At 49.5% G+C, this 23,232-nt stretch carries 21 protein-coding genes and 1 riboswitch; of the genes, 14 read left to right on the top strand and 7 right to left on the bottom strand.

Annotated features, from left to right (window positions below):
• Positions 1-173: 173 nt before the first annotated feature.
• The 10 genes from ABEW34_RS11230 (at position 174) to ABEW34_RS11185 (ending at position 14,202) form a co-directional block, all read left to right on the top strand.
• Positions 174-923 (top strand): ABC transporter ATP-binding protein, encoded by a 750-nt coding sequence (locus ABEW34_RS11230; protein WP_430158293.1) that lies wholly within the window; start codon positions 174-176, stop codon positions 921-923.
• Complete coding sequence (locus tag ABEW34_RS11225; RefSeq protein ID WP_430158290.1) at positions 916-1,662, top strand: ABC transporter permease; 747 nt, start codon at positions 916-918, stop codon at positions 1,660-1,662. Before ABEW34_RS11230 ends, ABEW34_RS11225 begins: the two co-directional genes overlap by 8 nt.
• Positions 1,663-1,701: 39 nt before the next feature.
• Positions 1,702-2,580, top strand: a complete 879-nt coding sequence (locus ABEW34_RS11220) for an AraC family transcriptional regulator (RefSeq protein ID WP_430158287.1) — start codon at positions 1,702-1,704, stop codon at positions 2,578-2,580.
• 226 nt (positions 2,581-2,806) lie between these two features.
• The gene (locus tag ABEW34_RS11215) at positions 2,807-4,315 is read left to right on the top strand and encodes an alpha-glucosidase/alpha-galactosidase (RefSeq protein WP_430158284.1); all 1,509 of its coding nucleotides are present in this window, start codon (positions 2,807-2,809) and stop codon (positions 4,313-4,315) included.
• Positions 4,316-4,437: 122 nt separating this feature from the next.
• Complete coding sequence (locus ABEW34_RS11210; RefSeq protein WP_430158282.1) at positions 4,438-5,493, top strand: substrate-binding domain-containing protein; 1,056 nt, start codon at positions 4,438-4,440, stop codon at positions 5,491-5,493.
• 290 nt (positions 5,494-5,783) lie between these two features.
• Complete coding sequence (locus tag ABEW34_RS11205) at positions 5,784-6,701, top strand: carbohydrate ABC transporter permease (RefSeq protein ID WP_430158280.1); 918 nt, start codon at positions 5,784-5,786, stop codon at positions 6,699-6,701.
• On the top strand, positions 6,698-7,531 hold the full coding sequence (locus ABEW34_RS11200) for a carbohydrate ABC transporter permease (RefSeq protein ID WP_430158277.1): 834 nt from the start codon (positions 6,698-6,700) through the stop codon (positions 7,529-7,531). Before ABEW34_RS11205 ends, ABEW34_RS11200 begins: the two co-directional genes overlap by 4 nt.
• Positions 7,532-7,597: 66 nt before the next feature.
• Positions 7,598-8,929 (top strand): ABC transporter substrate-binding protein, encoded by a 1,332-nt coding sequence (locus ABEW34_RS11195; protein WP_430158274.1) that lies wholly within the window; start codon positions 7,598-7,600, stop codon positions 8,927-8,929.
• 157 nt (positions 8,930-9,086) lie between these two features.
• Positions 9,087-11,618, top strand: coding sequence for a beta-mannosidase (locus tag ABEW34_RS11190; protein WP_430158271.1), 2,532 nt, complete (start codon positions 9,087-9,089; stop codon positions 11,616-11,618).
• A 28-nt stretch (positions 11,619-11,646) separates the two neighbouring features.
• Positions 11,647-14,202, top strand: coding sequence for a beta-mannosidase (locus ABEW34_RS11185; protein WP_430158269.1), 2,556 nt, complete (start codon positions 11,647-11,649; stop codon positions 14,200-14,202).
• A 192-nt stretch (positions 14,203-14,394) separates the two neighbouring features.
• On the opposite strand, the gene ABEW34_RS11180 is transcribed toward ABEW34_RS11185, so the two are convergent.
• From ABEW34_RS11180 to ABEW34_RS11165, 4 genes are all read right to left on the bottom strand, one after another.
• A complete protein-coding gene (locus ABEW34_RS11180) occupies positions 14,395-14,814 on the bottom strand; it encodes a hypothetical protein (protein WP_430158267.1) in 420 nt (139 codons plus the stop codon).
• A gap of 4 nt (positions 14,815-14,818) precedes the next feature.
• A riboswitch (cyclic di-AMP (ydaO/yuaA leader) is annotated at positions 14,819-14,984 on the bottom strand.
• A 168-nt stretch (positions 14,985-15,152) separates the two neighbouring features.
• Positions 15,153-16,517, bottom strand: a complete 1,365-nt coding sequence (locus ABEW34_RS11175) for an ArsB/NhaD family transporter (protein ID WP_430158264.1) — start codon at positions 16,515-16,517, stop codon at positions 15,153-15,155.
• 49 nt (positions 16,518-16,566) lie between these two features.
• Positions 16,567-16,743, bottom strand: a complete 177-nt coding sequence (locus ABEW34_RS11170) for a hypothetical protein (protein ID WP_430158261.1) — start codon at positions 16,741-16,743, stop codon at positions 16,567-16,569.
• 199 nt (positions 16,744-16,942) lie between these two features.
• On the bottom strand, positions 16,943-17,269 hold the full coding sequence (locus ABEW34_RS11165; RefSeq protein ID WP_056034330.1) for a winged helix-turn-helix transcriptional regulator: 327 nt from the start codon (positions 17,267-17,269) through the stop codon (positions 16,943-16,945).
• 237 nt (positions 17,270-17,506) lie between these two features.
• Between ABEW34_RS11165 and ABEW34_RS11160 the strand changes: the two genes are divergently transcribed.
• The 3 genes from ABEW34_RS11160 (at position 17,507) to ABEW34_RS11150 (ending at position 20,526) form a co-directional block, all read left to right on the top strand.
• Complete coding sequence (locus ABEW34_RS11160) at positions 17,507-18,268, top strand: GTP cyclohydrolase II (RefSeq protein WP_430158258.1); 762 nt, start codon at positions 17,507-17,509, stop codon at positions 18,266-18,268.
• A gap of 164 nt (positions 18,269-18,432) precedes the next feature.
• Positions 18,433-19,452: a hypothetical protein gene (locus ABEW34_RS11155; protein ID WP_430158255.1), complete on the top strand. Its 1,020-nt coding sequence runs from the start codon at positions 18,433-18,435 to the stop codon at positions 19,450-19,452.
• 111 nt (positions 19,453-19,563) lie between these two features.
• Entirely contained in the window at positions 19,564-20,526 is a 963-nt protein-coding gene (locus ABEW34_RS11150) for an aldolase catalytic domain-containing protein (protein WP_430158252.1), read from the top strand.
• A 94-nt stretch (positions 20,527-20,620) separates the two neighbouring features.
• Here ABEW34_RS11150 and ABEW34_RS11145 read toward each other — a convergent pair whose 3' ends face one another.
• Positions 20,621-21,046, bottom strand: coding sequence for a GNAT family N-acetyltransferase (locus ABEW34_RS11145; RefSeq protein ID WP_430158591.1), 426 nt, complete (start codon positions 21,044-21,046; stop codon positions 20,621-20,623).
• Positions 21,047-21,088: 42 nt separating this feature from the next.
• Complete coding sequence (locus tag ABEW34_RS11140; protein ID WP_430158249.1) at positions 21,089-21,403, bottom strand: hypothetical protein; 315 nt, start codon at positions 21,401-21,403, stop codon at positions 21,089-21,091.
• A 146-nt stretch (positions 21,404-21,549) separates the two neighbouring features.
• Between ABEW34_RS11140 and ABEW34_RS11135 the strand changes: the two genes are divergently transcribed.
• The gene (locus tag ABEW34_RS11135) at positions 21,550-22,875 is read left to right on the top strand and encodes a VWA domain-containing protein (RefSeq protein ID WP_430158246.1); all 1,326 of its coding nucleotides are present in this window, start codon (positions 21,550-21,552) and stop codon (positions 22,873-22,875) included.
• Between the two features lie 117 nt (positions 22,876-22,992).
• Here the strand turns inward: ABEW34_RS11135 and ABEW34_RS11130 are convergent, their stop codons facing one another.
• On the bottom strand, positions 22,993-23,181 hold the full coding sequence (locus tag ABEW34_RS11130; RefSeq protein ID WP_430158243.1) for a hypothetical protein: 189 nt from the start codon (positions 23,179-23,181) through the stop codon (positions 22,993-22,995).
• Between the last annotated feature and the right edge of the window lie 51 nt (positions 23,182-23,232).

The following is a 23,232-nucleotide window of genomic DNA, read 5'->3' as shown; positions in this document are numbered from 1 at the left end:
CACTGTTTGTTGCCACAATACCCGAAGGATAGTCGCGTAAATGACACAATTGCCGATGAGGGCGGATACAGCGGAGCTGCTGCTCCCAACCGCTGTCTGGCTGTCCTCTTTCGAGCAGGCGGGGAGCAGAGTATAATGGTGGAATGCAGGTTACGGATGAAGGAGAGAGATAGGTGGCCCCGTTATTAACGTTAGATAACGTATCAAAATATAGAAAAAATCCCGAGTGGCTTTTTGAAGGGATTACAGAGCAGGTGCAGGCCGGGGAGCGTATTGCGCTGCTGGGCACATCTGGTCAGGGCAAAAGCACATTGCTGCGCATCGTATCCCTGCTTGGTGAGCTGGATGCGGGAGAGCTTATGCTGCAAGGACGGACAAGCAGCGAGTGGAAGCCCGAGGAGTGGCGGCGCAGCGTGTGTTACGTGGCTCAGACGCCGGTTATGCTGCCGGGAACGGTCGAGTACAATTTGCGCACGGTCAGTGAACTGCAGGGTAAGCCGTTTGATGAAACGCTGGCAAGGCGCTGCATGGCAGGCGTTGGCCTTGGGCATATCGATTGGAGCAAGGAGGCGGAAAGCTTGTCTGGCGGCGAGAAGCAGCGTACGGCGCTGGCACGAGCTTTATTGCTTCGTTCGCCGCTGCTGCTGCTGGATGAGACGACGTCATCGCTTGATCCGAAAAGCAAGCGGCAGGTGGAGCAGTTTCTAAGCGAATGGTGCTCGGAGGACGGCACAGCGTTCATCTGGATTACCCATGATCTGGAGCAGGCGCGGCAAGTAAGCGAGCGTATCTGGTTTATGGCGGAGGGCAGGCTGCTGGAGCAAAGCGCTACGGAAGCTTTTTTCACAAATCCCGGGTCGGAGCAGGCGCGCAGCTTTTTAGATAGTCAGCATGCGCCGGAGCAGGGGGACCAGCATGAATAATATTGCGCTCGCCTGCACGCTTGTTTTCGTCGCCATAACGACATTTATTTCGATGAAGCAGAAGCTTGGCTTAGAGAAGGAAATTATTACAGGCACGATCCGCTCCGCTGTGCAGCTGCTGTTTATCGGTTTTTTGCTTCATTTTATTTTTGAAACGAATCATCCGATTTTTATTGTGCTCATTATTATTTCGATGATTACGGTCGCTTCATGGAATGCCGGCTCCCGCGCCATGCCGGTTAAGGGCATTCGGCTGCGCATTGCGCTGGCATTGGCAGGCACGGAGGCGGTAACGCTCGCCTTGCTGCTCTCGCTACGCATTATTGAAGCTGAGCCGCGGTATATTATTCCGGTCAGCGGGATGATTATCGGCAGCTCCATGATCGTATGCGGCCTCTATTTGAACCATATGAAACGCGAGCTTGAAGCGTCGCGGGGCGAGATCGAGACGCTGCTGGCACTTGGAGCGACGACGAAGCAGGCGATTCGCCAAGCGGTACGCCGGGCCGTGCGCTCCAGTCTTATTCCGACGCTGGACGGCATGAAGACGGTCGGTCTCGTGCAGCTGCCGGGCATGATGACAGGGATGATCGTCGCTGGCGCAGATCCCATTGAGGCGGTGCGCTATCAGATTTTAATCGTCTTTGCGATGTCGGCGTCTTCGTCACTGACGTCTATTGTGCTCAGTGTGCTGACGATGCGGCTGTGGTTCGCTAAAGATAACGGCAGGCTGCTGTAAGCAGCTTGGAAGGTGCTTACTTAGAGGAGGGACGATGAAGTGGAAAGAAGGGGTATTTTTCAGGGGCAGTTAATGCAGGCTGAGCAGTATCCGCGAGTGGTAGCCTATTATTTTAAGGAATGGAATGGCTTCGAAATGGCTTACCATCAGCATAGCGCAGTGGAAATTATGTATGTCATATCAGGCGATTGCACGGTAGAGCTGCTGAATAAATCCATCCCAATGGAAAAAGGGCATTTCATCGTCATCGACTCGATGGTCGCTCATCGTCTTCACGTTGCGGAGGGCACCGCTTGCCGGATGCTCAATGTTGAATTTATTTTTAGCCATACCGGTGTGGGACTTCCTTCCCTTAAACGGCTGGCGGAGACAGATCGTGCGCTTGCGGCGCTGTTCGCCGTGCAGCACGATTATTTGCTGCTGTACGATCCGAGCGATGTGTACCAAATGCTGAAGGCGCTCGTGCTGGAGCTGGACGGCAAACGGCGCGAGGAGCAGCTTCTCACAGCGCTTCAGCTGACGCAGCTGCTTGTTCAGATCGGCAGGCTGGCACAGGAAACCTCCAGCCAGTCGCATGATGCGGCGGAGTTTTATGTAGGCGAGAGCATCGCCTATATTCAGCAAAATTACGACCGCGACATTCAGGTCAAGGATATTGCGGCGGCTGTAAGGCTGCATCCGGGGTATTTTCACCGCATATTTAAAGCGGGTACGGGCTGCTCGGTTATGGATTATGTGATGCGCTTTCGAATGGAGAAGGGGCGGATGCTGCTGGAGCAGACCGATATTCCGGTCAGCGATATTTGCCATTATGTCGGCGTGAACAGCAGCCAATATTTCAGTACCCTTTTCAAAAAATATACGAATGAAACGCCGCTGGCCTATCGCCGCGCGGTGCGCAAGGAAGTAGAGCGCTGAAACAGCGTACTAAGCTGGAGCGCTGAGACAACAGCGGCGGGAAGTTCAAGCATTCTCGAATGGTCTACTATCGCTCCCTGCCATTCAAATGTTCGAATTATAAAGTTAGGATTTTATACAAAGAAGCAAAATAGAAGTTACAATTGTGCAAACGCCTCCACGCTGCTGGTGCTACAATTAGCGTATTGTTCACCACTATATTGCAAGCCATTGGAGGCGTTAATCAATGTCATTTAAAGTTGCGTTTATTGGAGCAGGAAGTATCGGTTTTACTAGGGGATTGCTGCGTGATTTGCTGACCGTACCAGAGTTTAATAACATCAAGGTCGCTTTTCAGGATATTAATCCGCAAAATCTCGATATGGTTACCCAGCTTTGCCAAAGGGATATTAATGAGAACGGCCTAGCAATTGAAATCGAGCCAACGACCGATCGCCGGGAAGCGCTGAAGGATGCACGTTACATTTTTGTAACGATTCGTGTCGGTGGCCTGGAAGCTTTTCAGACCGATGTCGACATCCCGCTCAAATACGGCATTGACCAATGTGTGGGCGATACCATTTGTGCAGGCGGCATTATGTACGGACAGCGGGGCATCGCCGAAATGATGAATATTTGCAAAGATATCCGCGAGGTGGCGGAGCCGAATTGCCTGCTGATGAACTATGCTAACCCAATGGCGATGCTTACATGGGCATGCAATAAATATGGCGGTGTACGGACGATTGGCTTGTGTCATGGCGTTCAGGGCGGACATGCGCAAATTGCCGAAGTATTTGGCCTGCCGCGTGAAGAAGTAGACATTATTTGTGCAGGAATCAACCACCAGACGTGGTATGTGCAAATTAAACATAATGGCGAGGATATGACAGGCAAGCTGCTGGAAGCTTTTGAACAGCATCCAGAATTTAGCAAAACAGAAAAAGTCCGCATCGATATGCTGCGCCGCTTCGGCTATTACAGCACCGAATCCAACGGCCACTTGAGCGAATATGTGCCTTGGTACCGCAAGCGTCCAGAGGAAATTCGCGACTGGATTGACCTTGGGACGTGGATTAATGGCGAAACAGGCGGCTACTTGCGCGTGTGTACGGAAGGGCGCAACTGGTTTGAGACAGATTTCCCGAACTGGATGAAGGAAGAACCGAAAGCGTACACCAAGGAGAATCGCGGTCAGGAGCATGGCTCGTATATTATCGAGGGGCTGGAGACGGGACGGGTGTACCGCGGCCACTTCAACGTCGTCAACAATGGCGTTATTTCCAATTTGCCGGATGATGCGATTATCGAAGCGCCGGGTTACGCAGATCGCAACGGCATCAGCATGCCGCATGTTGGCGACTTGCCGCTGGGCTGCGCCGCTGTGTGCAATGTCAGCATTTCCGTTCAGCGTCTGGCCGTAGAAGCGGCGATTCAGGGTGATGACAAGCTGCTGCGTCAAGCGATGATGATGGACCCGCTGGTTGGAGCGGTGTGCAACCCGAACGAGATTTGGCAAATGGTCGATGAAATGCTCGTTGCGCAGGAGCAATGGCTTCCGCAATATGGAGAGGCAATTGCTGCTGCGAAAAAACGTCTGGAAAAAGGCTTGGCTATTCCGGTACGCAGCTATGAAGGAGCAGCGCGCCTGAAAACAAAATCGGTAGAAGAAATGCAGAGCAACCGCGAGGAAGCTAGCCGCAATGCGGGGGAGTCCGATAAGGCGATCGATCGCCCTGCTGCCGCTGTCGAATAGTAAAATATTCCTATATTTTAGCTTGTGTACAGGGAGGAGTGGATTTGTTATGATAAACAATAAATTGTTTGGTTTACAAAATACGAGTTGACTACAGCTATTTGGACTTGGAGTGATTGGCCGTGGGGAAGCAAAAAAAGATTACGATGCAGGAAATAGCGGATCGGGTAGGCGTATCTAAATATGCGGTATCCAAAGCTTTATCGGGAAAATCGGGCATTAGCGCCGTTACGCGCAGCAAAATATTTGAAATGGCCTCGCAGCTCGGCTACATGAATCAGAAAAGCGCCAAAAAAACGGTAAGCAGCAAGCAGACGGATGAGGAAGAACATCAAATCGTCGGCATTCTCATTCCGAATATTCGCAGCCAAAATCAGGAATCGGGCTATTGGGGCAAAGTGCTTGACGGCATTTCCAAATGCTTGGAGGCTAAGGGGCTTGGCTCCGTCCTCATCTCGGATGATTCGCCGCGAAATTTCAACCTCGTCATGAAGCCTGAAGGCTTAATGGGCATTATTGGTGTTGGCTTGATCGCTACACCGATGCTGGTCGAGCTGCGCAACAAGGCGATTCCGTTTATTTTAGTTGACCATGAAGACGAGCTGCTGGAATGCGACAGCATCTTTATGAACAACTATGATATCATTCGCAAGCTGGTCAAGTTTTTGATTGGCAAAGGCCATACCCGGATTCAATTTATTGGGGAGCTCGGCTATTCCCGAAGCTTTATTGACCGCTGGAGCGGCTTCCGCTCGGTTATGGATGAGAGCCGGCTTGACTATGTGCCGAGCGAGGGCTTGCTTAAAGTAAAACCGACACTGGATGCGCATAATCTGAATTTGCTGCAAGCCAGTCTCAAAGAGCTGGAGGCAGGCCGCTTTCCAACTGCATTCGTATGTGCGAATGACCAAATTGCCCTGCTTGCAATGAACGCATTGCAGCAGCTTGGCAAGCAGGTTCCCGAGCAATGCTCTCTAACGGGCTTTGACAACAATCTTGAAATATTAGGTGAAACGCCAATCATTACGACGGTAAATGCAGAGAAAGAGGCGCTTGGCATAAAGGCCGTTACGCTGCTGCAATGGCGGCTGGAAAATAGTCATATGCCGTTTGAGAAAATTTTGCTGCAGAGCGATTTGATTATTAGGGAGAGTGTAGGCGATCCTGTAAATCAGTAAAGGTTTAGTTGTTAGGTTTTTGGTTGTTATTCAGCTAAGCGAATATGGCATGGGTAAGACGGTTAGCGTGGGACATTCCTCGTATAACCGTCTTTTTTTGTGTAATAAACAGGTTTTATCTGTTTGTTATTGTTGTAAACGTTTTAAGTAAACTTTTATTTTTTATTGTAAACATAACAACTTTAAAAATTTAGGTTGACAATGTTCGCGCTTTCATACTACTATTGGTTTACGCTATCAGGGTTCAACAAAGTTCGACCATTTATCCCGCGCTGAAAAGAGGTCTTGCCATGCTTAATAAAAAACAAAGCCGCTGGAAAATTACGGGGCATGATATTGCTGGCTACGTATTTATCTCTCCTTGGCTAATCGGTTTTCTGCTGCTGACGCTGTGGCCGATTCTGCAATCGTTCTACTTGTCTTTCACCGACTATTCGCTGCTGGATTCTCCAACCTGGACCGGAACGGATAATTACGAAAGCATCTTTACGAAAGATCGGCTGTTTGTAAAATCGCTAACGGTCACCTTCACCTTCGTGTTGCTTGCCGTTCCGATTAAATTGTTTTTCTCGCTGATGGTTGCGATTTTACTTAATAAGAAAGTAAGAGGCCTTAACTGGTATCGGACGGCGATTTATTTTCCTTCCCTAATTGGCGGCAGCATTGCAGTATCCGCATTGTGGAGAAACATGTTCGGCCTTGATGGCTATGTCAACCACGTGCTTAGCTGGTTTGGCATTGAAGGAATTGGTTGGATATCCAATCCGGATACGGCGCTTGGCACATTGATTTTGCTGAACGCTTGGCAATTCGGCTCAACGATGGTTATTTTTCTGGCAGGGCTCAAGCAGATTCCGAAAGATCTGTATGAATCCGCTTCCGTTGATGGAGCGGGCAAGCTACGCCAGTTTTTCAAAATTACGATTCCGATGCTTTCGCCCGTTATGTTTTTCAACCTTGTGCTGGGCATAATCAATGCCTTCCAAATGTTTACCTCGGCATTTGTCATTACGCAGGGTGGCCCGGCGAACGGCACCTATATGTATGTGCTATTCCTGTACGAGAAAGCGTTCAAGCAGTATGAGATGGGCTATGCATCGGCGCTTGCTTGGATATTGCTCGTCATTATTGCAGCCTTTACGGCGATCAACTTCCTTGTATCGAAATATTGGGTATTTTACGAATCGGATGGGGGGAAATCCAAATGAGATCAGAAAAGCTAGCTGCATTACGCAGCCATTTGATTTTGCTCCCGTTCTCGCTGCTTATGCTTTATCCGGTTATTTGGTGGGTCGGGGCATCGTTCAAAAGCACGGCTGAGCTTGGGGAGCCGTCACTATGGCCGAGCGTCTTCATGTGGGAAAACTATACGAATGGCTGGAACTTCTCGCCACAGTTCACCTTTGCTACTTTCTTCGCCAACACCCTAATGATGGAAGTGTGGAACGTCATAGGCGGCGTCGCTACAGCTGCGCTTGTCGGCTACGGCTTTGGCCGTCTAAACTTCAAGCTTCGCAATTTCTGGTTTTCGATATTGCTGCTTACGATGATGCTTCCAGCTCAGGTAACCGTCGTGCCGCAATATATTTTGTTCAACAAGCTAGGTTTCACTGACAGCTACGTTCCGCTTGTTCTCCCGCATTTCTTCGGCGGCGGCGCCTTCTTTGTCTTCCTGGTCGTCCAGTTCGTGCGGGGCATTCCGCGAGAGCTTGATGAAGCAGCGCAAATTGATGGCGCATCTGTGTACGGCATTTTCTTCCGCATTATTGCTCCGCTCATTAAGCCGGCGCTCGTCACCGTAGGGATTTTCACCTTCCTCTGGAGCTGGGATGACTTCTTCTCGCAGCTGCTTTATCTCAGCTCAGTCGAGAAATTTACGGTTGGCCTCGCGCTGCGGATGTTCATTGACCAATTCGAGGTCCAGTGGGGGCAACTGCTTGCGATGTCTTTATTGTCCGTCGTCCCGTCAGCGATTTTGTTCTTTGTCGCACAAAAGCATTTCGTAGAGGGCATTGCGACAACGGGCATCAAAGGGTAAAAGCATTAAAAGTGTTTTAACTAGCGGTTTCACCAACATTTATATAAAAGAGGGAGTGTTCTACGTATGAAAACACAAAGAAAATGGTTGAAATGGCTTCCCGCTACTCTGATATCGGTTCCCCTCATTCTTTCGGGCTGCGGCTCTAGCAGCGGAGAAAGCGGTGCTGCAGCAAGCACTGCGCCAGCGGCCTCGTCTGCTGGAAATGCAGATGCTGCGGCAAAGCTGAAGGTGATGTGGTGGGGCTCGCAGGCAAGACATGATGCCACGCTTAAGGATTTGGAGCTATACACGTCCAAGTTCCCCAATGTGACATTTGCACCTGAGTATACCGCTTGGGACGGTTATTGGGAAAAGCTGCCGACGCTTGCAGCATCAAATTCGCTCCCTGACGTGCTGCAAATGGATGCGGCATACATTCAAGGCTATGCGAAACGCGGCCTGCTAGCTGATCTTTCTGACATTGATTTGACAGGAGTCGTAGATCCGCAGGTTTTGGAAAATATTAAAATTGGCGGTAAGGTATACGGCATTCCCCTCAGCTACAATGGACAAGGCCTCGTCTACAATAAAGAAGCGCTTGAGGCAGCAGGTGTTAAGCTTCCAACGAACAATTGGTCGTGGGACGACTTTTTCGCTTATGCAAGAGAAGCGCATGAGAAGCTGCCGAAGGGCCAATACGGCATTGATGACATGACGAACATTTGGGAATTTTATCAATATTATCAAACGGCCAAAGGCAAAGGACCGATCTTCAAAGACGGTACAACCTTTAATCTCGATAAAGATACTTGGATGGAATTCCAGCAAATTTATGCGGACTTCCGCAAAGAAGGCATCGTGCCTGCTGCGGACCAGCAGCTTTCCTTCAAGGAAAATGATCCACAGCTCGATTCGATGGCTTCAGGCAAAGTGATGCTGAGAACCGCTTCTGTCGGCTCGGCAAGTGTGATTGAATCCTTGCTCCCTGGCAAGCTTGGGGTGAACAGCACGCCGGTCGGCGAAGCTGGCGGCGGCTGGGCGCAATCGACGATTTTCCTGTCTGTGAGCGAAGGCTCGGCTAACAAGGAGCAGGCGAAAGCATTCATTAAATGGTTCGTGTCTGACAAAGAATCCGGCAAGACGCTCGGCTTGACACGCGGTATTCCAATTAACGAAGAGGTATTCAAAGAGCTTGAGCCGACGCTTACGTCTGGTGATTTGTTTGCTAAAGAGCTGCTTGAAGCGGCAAAACCGAAAGCCTTGCCATTCTATCCAGCTCCAGCAGGTGCAGAGGACTTCGTAAAAACCTACAAATCCGAAATGGAAGCGGTTATGTTTGGACAAGCAACGCTGGAAGAGGCTTTCCAAACGCTGCTCGATAAAGGAAAGGACGCAGAAGCGAAGCTAAATAAATAAATATAGCTTAACGAACATGTTAAAAGGTGCGGCGAAATCATCATAGCGCGGAGAAGGCCTGGCTGACAAATCGCAAGCGATTGGAGGCGGGCCTTTTTGCGCTCCACGTACTCTTTTTCAAAACACGTACAGAGATATATTGGAGGAGGAGAGCCATATGAAAATAACGGACTTTCGATTGCAGCATTTTGAAGTAGGGGAGAAGCCTTCTTTGCAGCTGGCCTCACCTGGGCTTGACGACCGTTTTTGGATGACGGCGAAGGTTCCTGGAGATGTGCATTCCACGCTGATTGACCGGCGAATTATTGAGCATCCCTATTTTGGACATAACGACATCAAATGCCGCTGGATCGAGCAGAAGGAATGGTGGTATCGCGCGCAGTTCGACTATGAAGTGGATGAGAGCCAAGGGGAGCGGCATGAGCTGATTTTTGAAGGCTTGGATACCTTTGCGACGATATTCGTCAATGGACTGGAAATAGGCACAGCGGAAAACATGCACCGTATTTATGCTTTTGATGTGACGAAGGTTGTGCGTCCGGGCAAAAATGCCATTGCTGTCCGTTTTGACCCGCTGCATTTGCATTATCAGGATAAGGAGCAATTCCAGTGGTCCTCCTATACGAAGGAACGTCCATGGCTGCGCAAGGCCGCGATGAACTTCGGCTGGGATTGGGGGCCGAGAATGGTCACCGTCGGCATTTGGGGCAGCGTTCGTCTGGAGCGCAGGCGCGTCGCCAAACTGGATAGCGTATTCGTTCAAACGTTATCGGCTGGCAAGGAAGAAGCGGCTTTGAAAGTAGCCGTTGATACGGTTGCCTATCACAAGCAGGCGCAGCTGACTGCTGAAATCAAGCTGTTTACGAGCGAGGGAGAGGTTGCGGCATCCGCAGCGATTTCTTTAAAAGGCGGGCACGAGACATCGGCGCAGCTGGTCGTAAAGCAACCGCAGCTATGGTGGTCGCATGATCTTGGTGAGCCGTATTTGTATGAGCTTGAGGTGCAGCTGTTTGCGGACGGTGAGCAGGTTGACAGCTATCGCGAGAGCTGCGGCATTCGGACAATTGAGCTGCAGCTGGAGGATGAGGCTGGAAAGCCTGCTTTTGCCTTCCTGCTGAACGGCGTCAAGCTGTTCGCCAAAGGCTCTAACTGGATTCCGGCAGACAGCTTTATTGGGGCGGTGAAGGACAAGCGCTATACCGATCTAATTGAGCTGGCTGTCGATTCCAATATGAATATGCTGCGCATTTGGGCCGGCGGCATCTATGAGAAGGATATTTTTTACGAGGAATGTGATCGTCTTGGTGTGCTCGTCTGGCAGGATTTTGCCTTTGCGAATGCTCTGTTCCCAGACTTTAACCGCAATTTTATGGAAAATGTGAAGCAGGAAGCAATTGACAATGTGAAGCGTCTGCGCAATCATCCGTCGCTTGCCTTATGGTGCGGCAATAATGAAATCGACTGGCTATATGACATGAAGTCGGCTGGCGGGGATATTACTTGTCCCTTCTATGGCGAGAGCATCTACCATGAGCTGCTGCCGGAAGTGCTGGAGCAGTATGACAGCAGCAGGCCGTATTGGCCGTCGTCGCCATATGGCGGCAATGATGCCAATGACCCTGATGTCGGCGACCGCCACAATTGGCAAGTATGGCATGGCTCGGTGTACCCGCGCAAATTCGGCGAGGCACCGCTGCTTGACTACAGCATTGAAGGCGTCACGTTCAAAAATTATAAAAAAGATAACACCCTGTTCAGCAGCGAGTTCGGCATGCACGCATCTGCTAACCGCTATACGCTGGAGCGCTATATCCCCGAAGGCGAATTTTATTGGGGCAGCGTAGAGATGGCGCATCGCAACAAGGATACGAACCATCAGAAGGGCATTTTGCTCATGGAAGGTTATACGGGCATCCCGCAAAATATCGAAGAATATATGAACTTCTCCATGCTCACGCAGGCGGAGGGTTTAAAATATGGCATTGAGCATTACAGGCGCAATAAGCACCGTACGAGCGGGTCGCTTGTCTGGCAGCATAATGATAGTTGGCCGGGCACGAGTTGGTCGCTGATTGACTATGAGCTGCTGCCGAAGGCTTCTTTTTATTATGCGAAAAAGTTTTACCATCCGCTCCTCCTGTCGCTCGATTATGAGCCAGACCAGCCGCTTCGCGTATGGGCGGTCAATGACCGGCTGGAAGCGTATGAGGGGAAGGTGCTGTTCCAGTGTTATACGCTTGATGGCAGCCTGATGCATGAGCAGAGCTTTGACGTCAGCCTGCCGCCGAACAAGGCGGTTCAAATAGGCGAGCTGACAGAGCTTGAAGTGCTAAACGGTGCTGCGCCGGAGCGGGTTATTGTGAAGCTGTCTGCCCCGCAGTGGGACGCGCCGAACAATTATTATTATTTGCGCGACCATCTGGAGCTGAGCTTGCCGAAAAGCACCCTTGCTGCAACGTTTAATAAGCAGGAGCAGACGGTTACAGTAGCCGCTTCGGGCGGAGCAGCGCGACTTGTGAAAATCGATGTGAAGCAGGGCAACGTTCGCTTCAGCGATAATTATTTTGACCTGATGCCGGGTGAAGCGGTCACAGTCACCATGCAGCAGGCAGACGGACAGCCGCTGCAATACGAGACTCTGGAAGTGTCAGCTCTCAATGCTGACAAAGCTGAAATGCATTTTATCTAAACTTTATTTAAAGATAGTGGAGGACACGATGAACGAAGCGAACAGAATTTTATCCGATTGGAGCTTTAGAGCTAGTGGCGAGAAGGAGTGGCTGCCCGCGGTTGTGCCGGGAAATGTACACATGGATCTTCTGCGGCAAGAGAAAATAGAGCACCCGTTTTACGGTACGAACGAGCATAGGCTGCAGTGGATCGATAAGCAGGATTGGGAGTATAGGGCGACGTTCGGCGTAACGCCGGAAATGCTGGCACAATCGCATCTGGAGTTGGTTTTCACTGGACTTGATACGTATGCTGATGTGTACGTCAACGGCAAGCATATGCTGTCGGCGGACAATATGTTCCGCAGCTGGCATATAGATGTCAAGCCAATCTTGCAGCCGGAAGGCAATGTGATAACCGTCAAATTTCGTTCGCCTATTAACGAGGATTTGCCAAAGCTTGAGAAGCTGGGCTACCCGCTTCCGGCGGCGAATGACCAGTCGGAACTAGGTGGACTTGGCGATAAGAAAATCAGTGTTTTTGCCCGCAAGGCACCGTATCATTATGGCTGGGACTGGGGCCCGCGTTTTGTGACGAGCGGCATATGGAAGGAAGTGAAGCTCGTTGCCTGGTCAGAGGTACGATTGACAGATCTGTATATCGAGCAGCAGGAAATAACCGCAGCCCAAGCGAGCCTAAGGATTGCAGCAGAAGTTGAATGCGAGCAAGCTTGGCAAGGGGTTCTGCGGGTAAATGCAGACGGCAGGTGCTGGGAACAGCAGGTTCAGCTGTCGGCGGGCTTGCAGACGGTGGAACTGGCGGCGTCTATTGCGCAGCCGCGGCTTTGGTGGTGCAGAGGTCTCGGCAAGCCGGAGCTGTATCATTTTGAAGCGCAGCTTGTGCAGACAAAGAATGGGTTCGAGCAGCCCATTAGCAGCCGCAGTGCAACGACGGGTTTGCGGGCAGTGAGGCTGGTAACCGATCAGGATGAGCAGGGGCATGCTTTTTATATCGAGCTAAACGGGGTTCCAGTGTTTGCGAAAGGAGCCAATCATATTCCAAATGACAGCTTCCTGCCTGATGTGACCTATGAGCGTTACCGTCATGAAATTGCAAGTGCTGCGTTAGCCAATATGAATATGCTCCGGGTGTGGGGCGGCGGCATATATGAGGCGGATGCCTTTTATACGTTGTGTGATGAATACGGATTGCTCGTCTGGCAGGACTTTATGTTCGCTTGCAGCATGTATCCTGGAGATCAAGCCTTTCTGGAAAATGTGCGTCTGGAGGCGGAGGAAAATGTCCGGCGTCTGCGCAATCACCCATGTATCGCCATATGGTGCGGCAACAATGAAATCGATACGGCCTGGTCGCATTATGATGAAAATATGGGCTGGGGCTGGAAGCGCGACTATACGCCGGAGCAGCGTGAGCAGCTGTGGGCTGATTATGAGGCGATTTTCCACCGAATATTGCCGCAGGCAGTCGCGGGGCTTGGCAATGGCATCGCATATTGGCCTTCTTCACCGATGCGGGGGCAGACGGGAGACGGTGAGCAGCATGCTTTCAATTTGTCGAAGAGCGGCGATATTCACTATTGGGGCGTCTGGCATAACGTAGAGCCTTTTGAAAAATACAACGTCCACGTCGGCCGATTCATGAGCGAATACGGCTTCCAATCGTTCCCGGAGCTGCAAACGGTGCAGCAGTATGCGGAAGAAGCGGACATGGCCGTTGAATCGGAGGTTATGCTGGCGCATCAGAAAAACGCGCGCGGCAACCAGCTGATCAAGGAATATATGGATATGTATTTGCGTCAGCCTAAGGATTTTCCGGCATTTCTGTATTTGAGCCAGGTTTTGCAGGCGGAAGCGATGAAGACAGCGATTGAGGCCCATCGGCGGAAAAAGCCATTTTGCATGGGGTCCCTGTATTGGCAAATGAACGATTGCTGGCCCGTCGCCTCATGGGCGGGAATGGACTATTACGGGCGCTGGAAAGCACTGCAATATTATGCGGCACGCAGCTTCCGTGACATCATGCTGTCGTTTGACTGCGCGAGCAGTGGCCGCGTCGATTGTTATGTATTGTCAGATCAAAATGAGCCTTTCATCGGCGAGCTTGCACTTGAGCTGCGTTCATTCGCGGGCGAGGTGCTGAAGCAGTTTGCCGTTCCGGTATCGCTTCAGCCAAACAACGGCCATATCGCCTGCTCCTTAGAGCTGGCAGCACTGCTTCCTGAAGGCATTCAGCCAGGCAAAGTCGTTCTTGTGGCGAAGCTGAAGCAGGGTGGACTGCTCGTCGAGGAGAAGGAGCATTATTTCAGGCCGATGAATGAGCTTGGGCTTGCGGTTCCGGCCATAAAGATCAGCGAGGTTGAAGGCAGCGGCGGCACCGCTTATGTGCTGGAGACGGATACGCTGGCCAAGCAGGTTCGGCTTTCCGCGTCGATCGAAGGTGTTTTCAGCGACAATTATTTCGATTTGCTGCCAAACGAACCGCGAACGATTACGTTTTATGCGCGAAATCCGCAAGGGGATCAGGCTTTCATCGCTGCATCGCCGGGCGAGCTGACTGTCCACTCGATGACAGACTTTATTTAAAATATAGGAAAGGATATGATTTTCCCATCCTTTCTCTATATTTCTCGGACTGAAACGCGCCGCGCCGCCAGAGGACGGCGAAAGCCGTTTCACCATGAAAGGACAAGCGGCCGATAGAAAAAAAAGGAACCTTTCCTGCCAGCTGACACATGGCGGGGAAGGCTCCTTTGCGTTATGGTGATCCAAAATAGGCTAAAAAATAGAAAGGTAAAACAATGATCGGCTAAGTAAAATAGGTTCCTCAGAAGCGTTGTCGTCCAACGCAATTTCTGCGGTCCAGCTTTTGAGATGGTGAATCGCATGATCGAACAGGTTGTACACACTGTGATGATCGGCTTGCTCGCTCCGAAGCGAACGTCCTGTAATAGACAAGGTGCCGATAAAGCTGCTCAGCGCGCTGCACCACAAGCCCCAATCATTAGGGCGTTCCATCTCGTCGACAAATGTTTCGCCAAAGCCAATGCCTTTGTCCGTCGTTACCCGCAAGCAGGCACGGTTTCCGGCGGCATCAACATTGAGAGCTGGAATGACAAACAGCTCAATGCGTTTGACCGTAAGCTTCATTGCGTGCTTCGCCTTAGGCGGAGCGTCCGGCGCATGAAGGACAATCATATTCATCTCTCCTCACGTTCGCTTACGGAGTTAGCTGTCGGATTCGGGCCAGTGAGCTGCCCTACCAGTGCGCCATGCACCGGATTCACCCCTTGCGATTCAAGCTTACGCTTCAACCACATTGTTGGTTCCCCCGCTTTTTCAATTGAAAAATTAAGCGATTAAAATTAGAGTGCCAGAATTCGACTAGAGATATATATTAAACCGTTATTCCTCAATTGTAAACCTTTTAGTAGTAAATAAAATAAATAGTGCTGCTGAATTGACTGAAAACGGGTGCTGCCTTCATTTGGCGGCAGCGCCCATTTTCCACAGAAATAGCTGCAGTTTGTCGTGAGCTAGTGCATACGGAAAATCCAGCCAACCCATAAAGCAAGAAGAGTGAGGGTAAACAGCAGCACAGGCGGAATGATGACAAGCGTTACTTTTACATAATCCATCCAACTGATTTTTACTTTGGCTTTCTGCACGAGATTCATCCAAATGAGCGAGGCTAGCGTGCCAATCGGTAAAATGAGTGAGCCAATATCGCTCCCGATGACGCTGGCGAGGTAGGCGATTTTGAGGGTAAGCGGATCGAGGTTCATTTCGGTGAGCGTGATCGTGCCGATCATGAGCGCGGGATGATTGTTGACGAGTGTAGACATGGCGGAGACGAGCCCTCCGATTAAAATGCTTGCATTCATCAGGCTGCCAGTAACGAGCGGCTCGAACACCTGAACGAGTCCTTGCGTCAGGCCAATGTTGTGCAGGCCATAAATAATGATATACATGGCGAAGGCGAATATGAGTATATGCCAGGGGATTTTGCGCAAAATGTCGTTCGGTGGCATTTTCAAGTAAACCCAGCGCCAGCTAAGGAGCAGCAAGGAGCCGAAAACAGCGATCCACTCAACGGGGATGTGCAAATAGGATGCAGCAAATAAGCTGAGCCGAACAGTGAAGACGAAAAGCAGAATCGATTTCATAAAGCGGCTGCTGTATTTGGGCTGTGCAGGCTTGCTTCCGGCAGGAGTGAGTAAAGGATGGTAGCCAGATTGAATAGGGACGATTGAAATCGTATGGGGTACTTGCCGAGGAAGCTGATGGTAAAAGTAGAGGAACAGCAGCAGGGTGAGCAGCAGCAGACCAAGTGTAGCGGGGATAAACATCATGACGGTATGCATGTACAAATCCATGCCGACGATTTTCAGCGCAATCAGATTTACAATATTGCTGACTCCGATGGGAGCGCTGGAGGCGGTAGCGATTAATGCTCCTGAAAGTAGGTATGGAATTTTTTGGTGATTTTTCAGTCCCATATGATGCAGCATAATGAGCAAAATCGGGGTTGTGATAAGAATGCTGCCGTCATTGTTGAAAAATAGCGTCATCAGAAAACACATCAGGTTTACATACCAGAACAACCTGAGCCCGGAGCCTCGTGCTCGAATAGCAAGCCCTTCGGCCGCCCAGAGGAAGAAGCCGAAGCTTTCTAGCACAATTGCCATGACGATTGTCGCCATAATGGTAATGGCAGCACCACTTACAGTGGCGCTAATATGCACTAGGTCCGTCAACGAGACAACTCCGCTCAATAGGACGAGTATGGCGCCAAACGTAGCAGGAATGGCTTCATTCAGCCCTCTGGGACGCCACAAAATGAGCAAAATAGTGAAGAGGAAAGCAAACAGGGACACGATAATGGAAGGTAGTGAGTTCAAATGTTAATCACCTCGAATTCTAGATTAAATTCATAGAAGCAGGAAAGGGTTATTCATTTGCGGCAGCGGCATTATGCTGAGCGGTTTCTATGCTGATGCTGTCATAGCGTTTATCTGTTGCCGTAGAGGATAGGGATAAAATAGTAGGCTGTTTGATCGGTGGAGGAGGCTTGAGAATGAAATAAAGGGACAGGCCTGAGGAGCAAATAATGAAGATAGTAAGCAATCGGGTTTCCTCCTTTCTAGTGATAACGCATATGAGGACAATTATCATGGGGAGATACGAATAATATATTTATATGTGGCCTACTGATAGAGGGTACTAGACGTTAATAGTAGATTGCTATAATTCCGCGAAGCGTCCCCCTCCGGGAACACAAAACAGCCCCGGCCCAATTGCTGGCCGAGGCTGCTTCATTAACCTTTTACTTGGATATGGACATAGGCGCTACCCAATTGGATGACCATTGCTGCAATTCGCGAATGACCGGCTCCAGTGCGTGTCCCTTTTCGGTGAGTGAATATTCAATGCGAACTGGAATGTCTGGAAAGACGGCGCGGCTTACAATGCCCTCATTTTCAAGATCCTTAAGCCGCTCAGACAGCAGTCTGCCGCTAATGGGAAGGGCGCCTTGAATGCAGCTGAAGCGCTGCGGTCCGGACAGCAACTGATAAATAATCAAGCCGGTCCATCGTTTGCTTATAATGTCCATCCCTTTGTGCAGGCGCGGACAAAGCCCTGATTTCTCCATGTTGATCACCTCATTATAACTTGCTATTAAGTATAGCTTTAATAGTATTTATATACAAGCAAACTTTTTGATCGCTCATAACTTGACGTAATGGAATTTCGAATATATAATTAGTTACTAATGGTAAGCGAAAATTTGTTCCCCTATGATTGTTAATAAGGCAAGGTGCATTTATAGCAGATGAAGCTTAGCCTTTCAACCTATTATATCAAATACAGATGAAGAAGGTGCACACTAATGATTAAACCAACTATTCGTTCTATTATTAATGATAAGATAAAAACAATTGAAGGCAATTCATACGATATCCACGTGGTCGGACCGATTCAGCTTCCGGTTGAGCTTGATGGCGAGACGAAGATTTTTCAGTGGTACAGCTGGCTGAAGCGTGAGAAAAATAGCGTGCAGGACGAAGTAGATCTATACAGCGAGCTGGCAAATGGGCATTATGCGGAGCTCCAGCAATCCAGCGTACTCGTCTATGGCGATTTTGCCGAAGGCGAAGATGCGCTGATTCGCATGCACAGCATTTGCCATACGGGCGATATCTTTGGCAGCCAACGCTGTGATTGCGGCTTTCAGCTTAAGCAGTCGATGCGGATGATTACCGAGCATGGAACGGGTGCCTTATTTTATTTGGCCAATCATGAAGGCCGTGGCATTGGCTTGTTCAGCAAGGCAATGGCTTATCTGCTTCAAGAGGAAGGACTGGACACGGTTGATGCGAACTTGGAGCTGGGCTTTGCCGAGGACGCTCGCGATTACAGCGAATCCATTGCTGTCTTGAAGCTGCTTCGCTCGCTGCCTGTGTCGATCATTACGAACAACCCGCGCAAAGTGGAGGCGCTTCGTGAAGCTGGCATGCATATTGCACGCCGTGTTCCGCTTTGGGGGCAAACCTCCGTCTACAATGAGAAGTATTTGACAACGAAGGTTGAGAAGTCGGGGCATTATTCGGCCGAAGCCCAGCATGAAGAGATTCAGGTCAAAGCGCTGTAAGATCAGGAGATATTTTGAAGATAAGTTAAGGATACGGATGTGTTTTGAAAAAAGTTTGCGCGGAGGCCTGCTTCCGCGCTTTTTTGCCGTAACTTCCGCTCTGTTCATGCGTCTATTGGATATTGACGATAATGTGGCATATACTATTAGGGTGAGAGGGCCAGGTGAATATGACGATAGAGGTGAATAGCGACGTGCGTAGTCGTAACTATAGATGGAATATTTTGGTGCTTATATTTACATTATTCATTGCAGGCTGCAGCGGCAATAATAAAAATACAGAGGAACGGCGGGAGTCCCACGCTGGCGCACAGGTTTCGCCAGTCGTGCAGGGCGCTCCCCAAGAGAAGGACAATTTGCTGGAGCAATACCGCCAGACGGTGCAAAATGCAAAGGAGCCGTTCGAAATTGTTTCATTCTTGAACGAGAATATGTCAAAGGCTGGTCAAGAACGGGCGGACACGATGATACGCGAGCTGAATGCGTATTATAACAATGATCTGGAACGTACGCAGGACGCTTTTTTTGAAAATAATGTGCAGGAGGTGCTGCTCCAGCAGCAATGGCCGATTACGGCTTCCAATGCCGCAGAGATTCAGGATGCTGCTGTGAAGCAGCTCGTTATTACGAAGCTAATGGGCGGCTACAAGCTGATTATGGTCGAGGGCACCATTTATCCGATCATTGATTTTGAATTGCAAAAGGTTTACAAAAATTATGTATCGCAGCAGATGAATGATTATATTTTTTTGCGGGCAGTAGAATCAAATGAGGTTTCAGCGAAGGATGCCGGGCTGATCATTACGTGGGATAAGCTGGCTAATCGCGCGGTATTGTCGGAAACCTACATTAAAACATATCCCGATTCAGCAGAGCGCCCGGAAATCGAGCAGCTTTATTTAAACAGCTACTTATCCATGTATATTTATGGCCTCAACAACACGCCCATATTTGATATGGAAACGTATCGGCTGCTCAGCGAGGTGAAAACGAGCTATCAAAAGCTGGTGAAGGAGCATCCGGATACGATAACGGCAAAAATGGTATCACAGTTTTTGGACGTGCTGGCAACGACGGATGAGCAAGTTTACAACCGAATCAATGGACAGCAGATGGATATCCCCGCGGTCAAGCAATTCCACGAACGTTTTCAGGCGAAGGCGGAGGATCTGCTTGGTGGCTAAATGGGGCGATTTATGACGTCAGAAATGGGCAAATTTCTTTTGCGTTTCCTAGGCATTTCAAGTATGATGGATGTTAAAGATTAGCGACGTACAGTCAGAAGGAGCCTTTACATGAATTCAAAAACAAGTCATTGTAAAATCGTCGATTGCACTATTCGCGATGGCGGATTAGTAAACAACTGGGATTTCAGCGTAGAGTTTGTCCAGCACTTGTACAAAAGCCTGAACGATGCTGGCGTTGATTATATGGAAATTGGCTATAAAAACTCGCCAAAGCTGCTCAAAGGCGCAGAAAGTGCAGGCCCTTGGCGTTTTCTGGATGACGAGTTTCTGAAGACGGTTATTCCTAATAAAGGAACTACGAAGCTGTCGGCTCTCGTTGACGTAGGCCGTGTAGACGAGAACGATATTTTGCCGCGCAGCGAAAGCTTGCTTGATCTAATTCGTGTCGCTTGTTATGCGAAAGATGTGGACAAGGGTCTTGAGCTTGTTAAACTATTCAGTGATCGTGGCTATGAGACGACGCTGAACATTATGGCCTTGTCGAATGTAATGGAAAACCAGCTGCTGGAAGCGTTCGAATTGATCAATGACAGCGTCGTTGACGTTGTGTACATCGTTGATTCCTACGGCAGCCTGAAACCGAATGATGTAAGCTACTTGACGGAAAAATTCCGCAAGTATCTTCCAAACAAGCGTCTGGGCGCGCATATGCACAACAATTTGCAGCTTGCATTCGCAAATACGCTTATTGCAGCTGAAGGCGGCGTAGAGCTGCTTGATGCATCCGTATATGGCATGGGCCGTGCAGCAGGCAACTGCAACACAGAGCTGCTCGTATCCCAACTGCAAAACCCAAGATACAAAACACGCCCTGTTCTCGATATGATCGAGAAATACATGATTCCGCTTCGCGAGAAGGAAGAGTGGGGTTATATTATTCCTTACATGATTACTGGCATTTTGGACGAGCATCCGCGTTCGGCAATGGCGCTTCGCGATTCCGAAGACAAGGATAAAGCGGTTGATTTCTATGATCGTATGACAACACCAGAATTATCGCATAGCAAATAGCAGCTGTATAATTGAAAAGCCCTGGAAGTCCGTCCATGTTGGAATGGCGGCTTTCCAGGGCTTTTTGTATGGGAATTGACGGGCTTTAGGCCTGCTATACAAGCTGCTTGGTCATCGTGACATGAGGCATGCCTTCCTCCAAAAAAATCTCCGAAACCGTGCAATAGCCAAGCTTGCTGTAGAAGCCTTCTGCATGGGTTTGCGCATTTAGCTTGGCAGCGGTAAGCCCTTGAGCTGCGGCTGCTTGCTCCATCGCTTCGACGATGATTTTACCAATGCCGAGCTTGCGGTAGTCTGCCAAAATGCAAATGCGCTCCAGCTTGGCTGCACCGCCCACTACTCGTATTCTTCCGGCTCCTACTGGCACTTGATCGCTGAGGGCGAGCAGATGCTGGGCCGTATCTTCAAATTCATCATATTCATTGGCAGCAGGGACGCCCTGCTCATCAACAAATACGCTGCGCCGTACTTCAAATACGGCATTCCGGTCTTCCTGATTTTGAACCAGACGTGTAGTAATAGACATGTCAGTTAATTTCTCCTTTTTTCAATATTTCCATGATTATTGTTCGTTATTTATAAGGTGCAATTCGCCTTCGCCGCGAATCGCCGCCGCATAATGCTTCTCATTGGGGTGGAAATAAGCGGTACCTTCGAATGTGCGATTGTCCAATGAGGTGACGCGCAGCTCAATTCGAATGTCCTCGCTTTGATTGAACCATTTCAATACATCGGCATCTGCAATGCCGTTCGCATCGACGTACCACAAAGCCGAGCCGAAGTCTGTCACTAAAAATAAGTCGGCATTCGTAAAAGTAAGCTGACGAGTCCCCTGCTGATAGGTCATTTCAATATTGGTTAACGCTATCGTTTCCATCCATTTATCCTCCTAAGAAAAAAGCCGCATATGGTCTGGACAAGCCAGCGCTGCAGCCTGTAATCATTTTAATGTTGAATATGCTTTTATGCAACAATCATTGCCCCGCAATCGTCTAATGGAAAAAGATAGAAGGGGGATTTAAGATGCAAAATACAAATAAACTCATCTTAATTCGCACAATGGTCATCATTATCGCTTTAATGCTGATAGCAGCTTGCTCTGGCAGTATGAATAATGGCCCTGATAGGAGTAATTCCACGAAGCCGGGGGATACAGCAACAGGAGATAGCACAACGGGAGATACTGCAACTAAAAATGCTGAAGACAGCGGTGGGGACGAGGCACCAAGCAAAGGAGAAGCAACGGAGCCTGCTCCTGAAAGTGAACGCAGAGAAAGTGGAGACAGGCGTTATACTTCGCAACAGGCGGAAGTGAAGGCAGGACAGCTTACAGCTGGTGAATGGGATGATTTGGCCGCATGGCAGCGCTTCGGCAATTTGCTCAATAGCAAAGAGGGTGATGACAATGCCCGCTATTGGTCGTTTCAAGCTTTTAACCGGTTAGAGGTCGTTGTGACATCAGGCGGGCGTGCAGTATCCGATGCTGTCGTGAAGCTAAGTGACAATCAGCGCCAGCAAGTATGGGAAGCGCGTACAAATACAGATGGAAAAGCTTATTTATTTGCCGGGCTTTATAATAAAGAACAAAACGATAAGCAAAGCCATTATAAAGTCGAGGTGCAGGCAGGCCAGTACCAAAAGAGCATAGACCAGATAAGCCTGCCGGAGCAAGGGACGCTCAAGGTTGATTTGGGAGGCGAAGCTGAGCTCGCCAATCCAGTCGATATTATGTTTGTTGTGGATACGACAGGCTCAATGGAGGATGAGCTGCGCTATTTGGAGGCCGAGCTGAAGGATGTAATCGGCAGGGTAGGCGAGCAGCATGGCCAGCAATTGGATATAAGGCTCAGTGCCAACTTTTATAAGGATAAATTTGATGATTATACGGTGAAGTCGTTTCCGTTTACGAAGGATGTCGATCAGGTGGTCCGGAAATTGGCAGCGGAAAAGGCTGATGGCGGCGGCGATTATCCCGAAGCGGTGGATGCGGCGCTGCGCGATGCCATTCATGGACATGACTGGAGCGACCAGGCGAGGGCAAGGCTGTTGTTCCTCGTATTGGATGCTCCGCCGCATTATAACACGAAAGTAGTTAATGAAATTCAGGAGCTGATCCAAACGGCGGCGGCCGAGGGCATCCGTATTATTCCAGTCGCCTCCAGCGGTGTAGATGTACAAACGGAATATTTGCTGCGCTTTATGGCGGTGGCGACGGGAGGGACGTACTTGTTTCTGACAGATGACAGCGGAATAGGCGGCGGCCACTTGGAGCCTGCTGCCGGGGAATACGAGGTGAAGCCGCTAAATGATCTGCTAGTTGAAATGATTAATCGGTACGTTCAGCCGTAGTATCGTGCTCATAGTTATAAGCAATTAGAGTAATGGCTGCTCCTTTTTGGTCGGACAGCCGTTGCTCTAATTTTTTTATTTAAATATAGGAATGTATATGATTGTTCCATCCATTCTCTATATTTCTACGCGAAACGGCAGCTTTACCGCCAGAGGACGGCGACAGCCGTTTACGCTTGCTGCGAGTGCTGTCTCATTATGATTCAAATCAGCGATAGTGTAGCTGCTGTTAAACACCATATAGACAGTTCCTCCTCCTGTAAATAATGGCTTGTTCCTATTATGATGCCGTTCCTTCTCCTTCATGATGCACGCTCCAAGGTTAGGTTATACAACGGGCCGTGTCTTGTGAATTGT

Origin of the sequence: Paenibacillus algorifonticola, assembly GCF_050481745.1 — a bacterium.
In the GTDB taxonomy this organism is placed as follows: Bacteria; Bacillota; Bacilli; order Paenibacillales; family Paenibacillaceae; genus Pristimantibacillus; species Pristimantibacillus algorifonticola_A.
The sequence above is the reverse complement of the archived record's forward strand: the minus strand, read 5'-3'. Positions and strand labels throughout refer to the sequence as shown.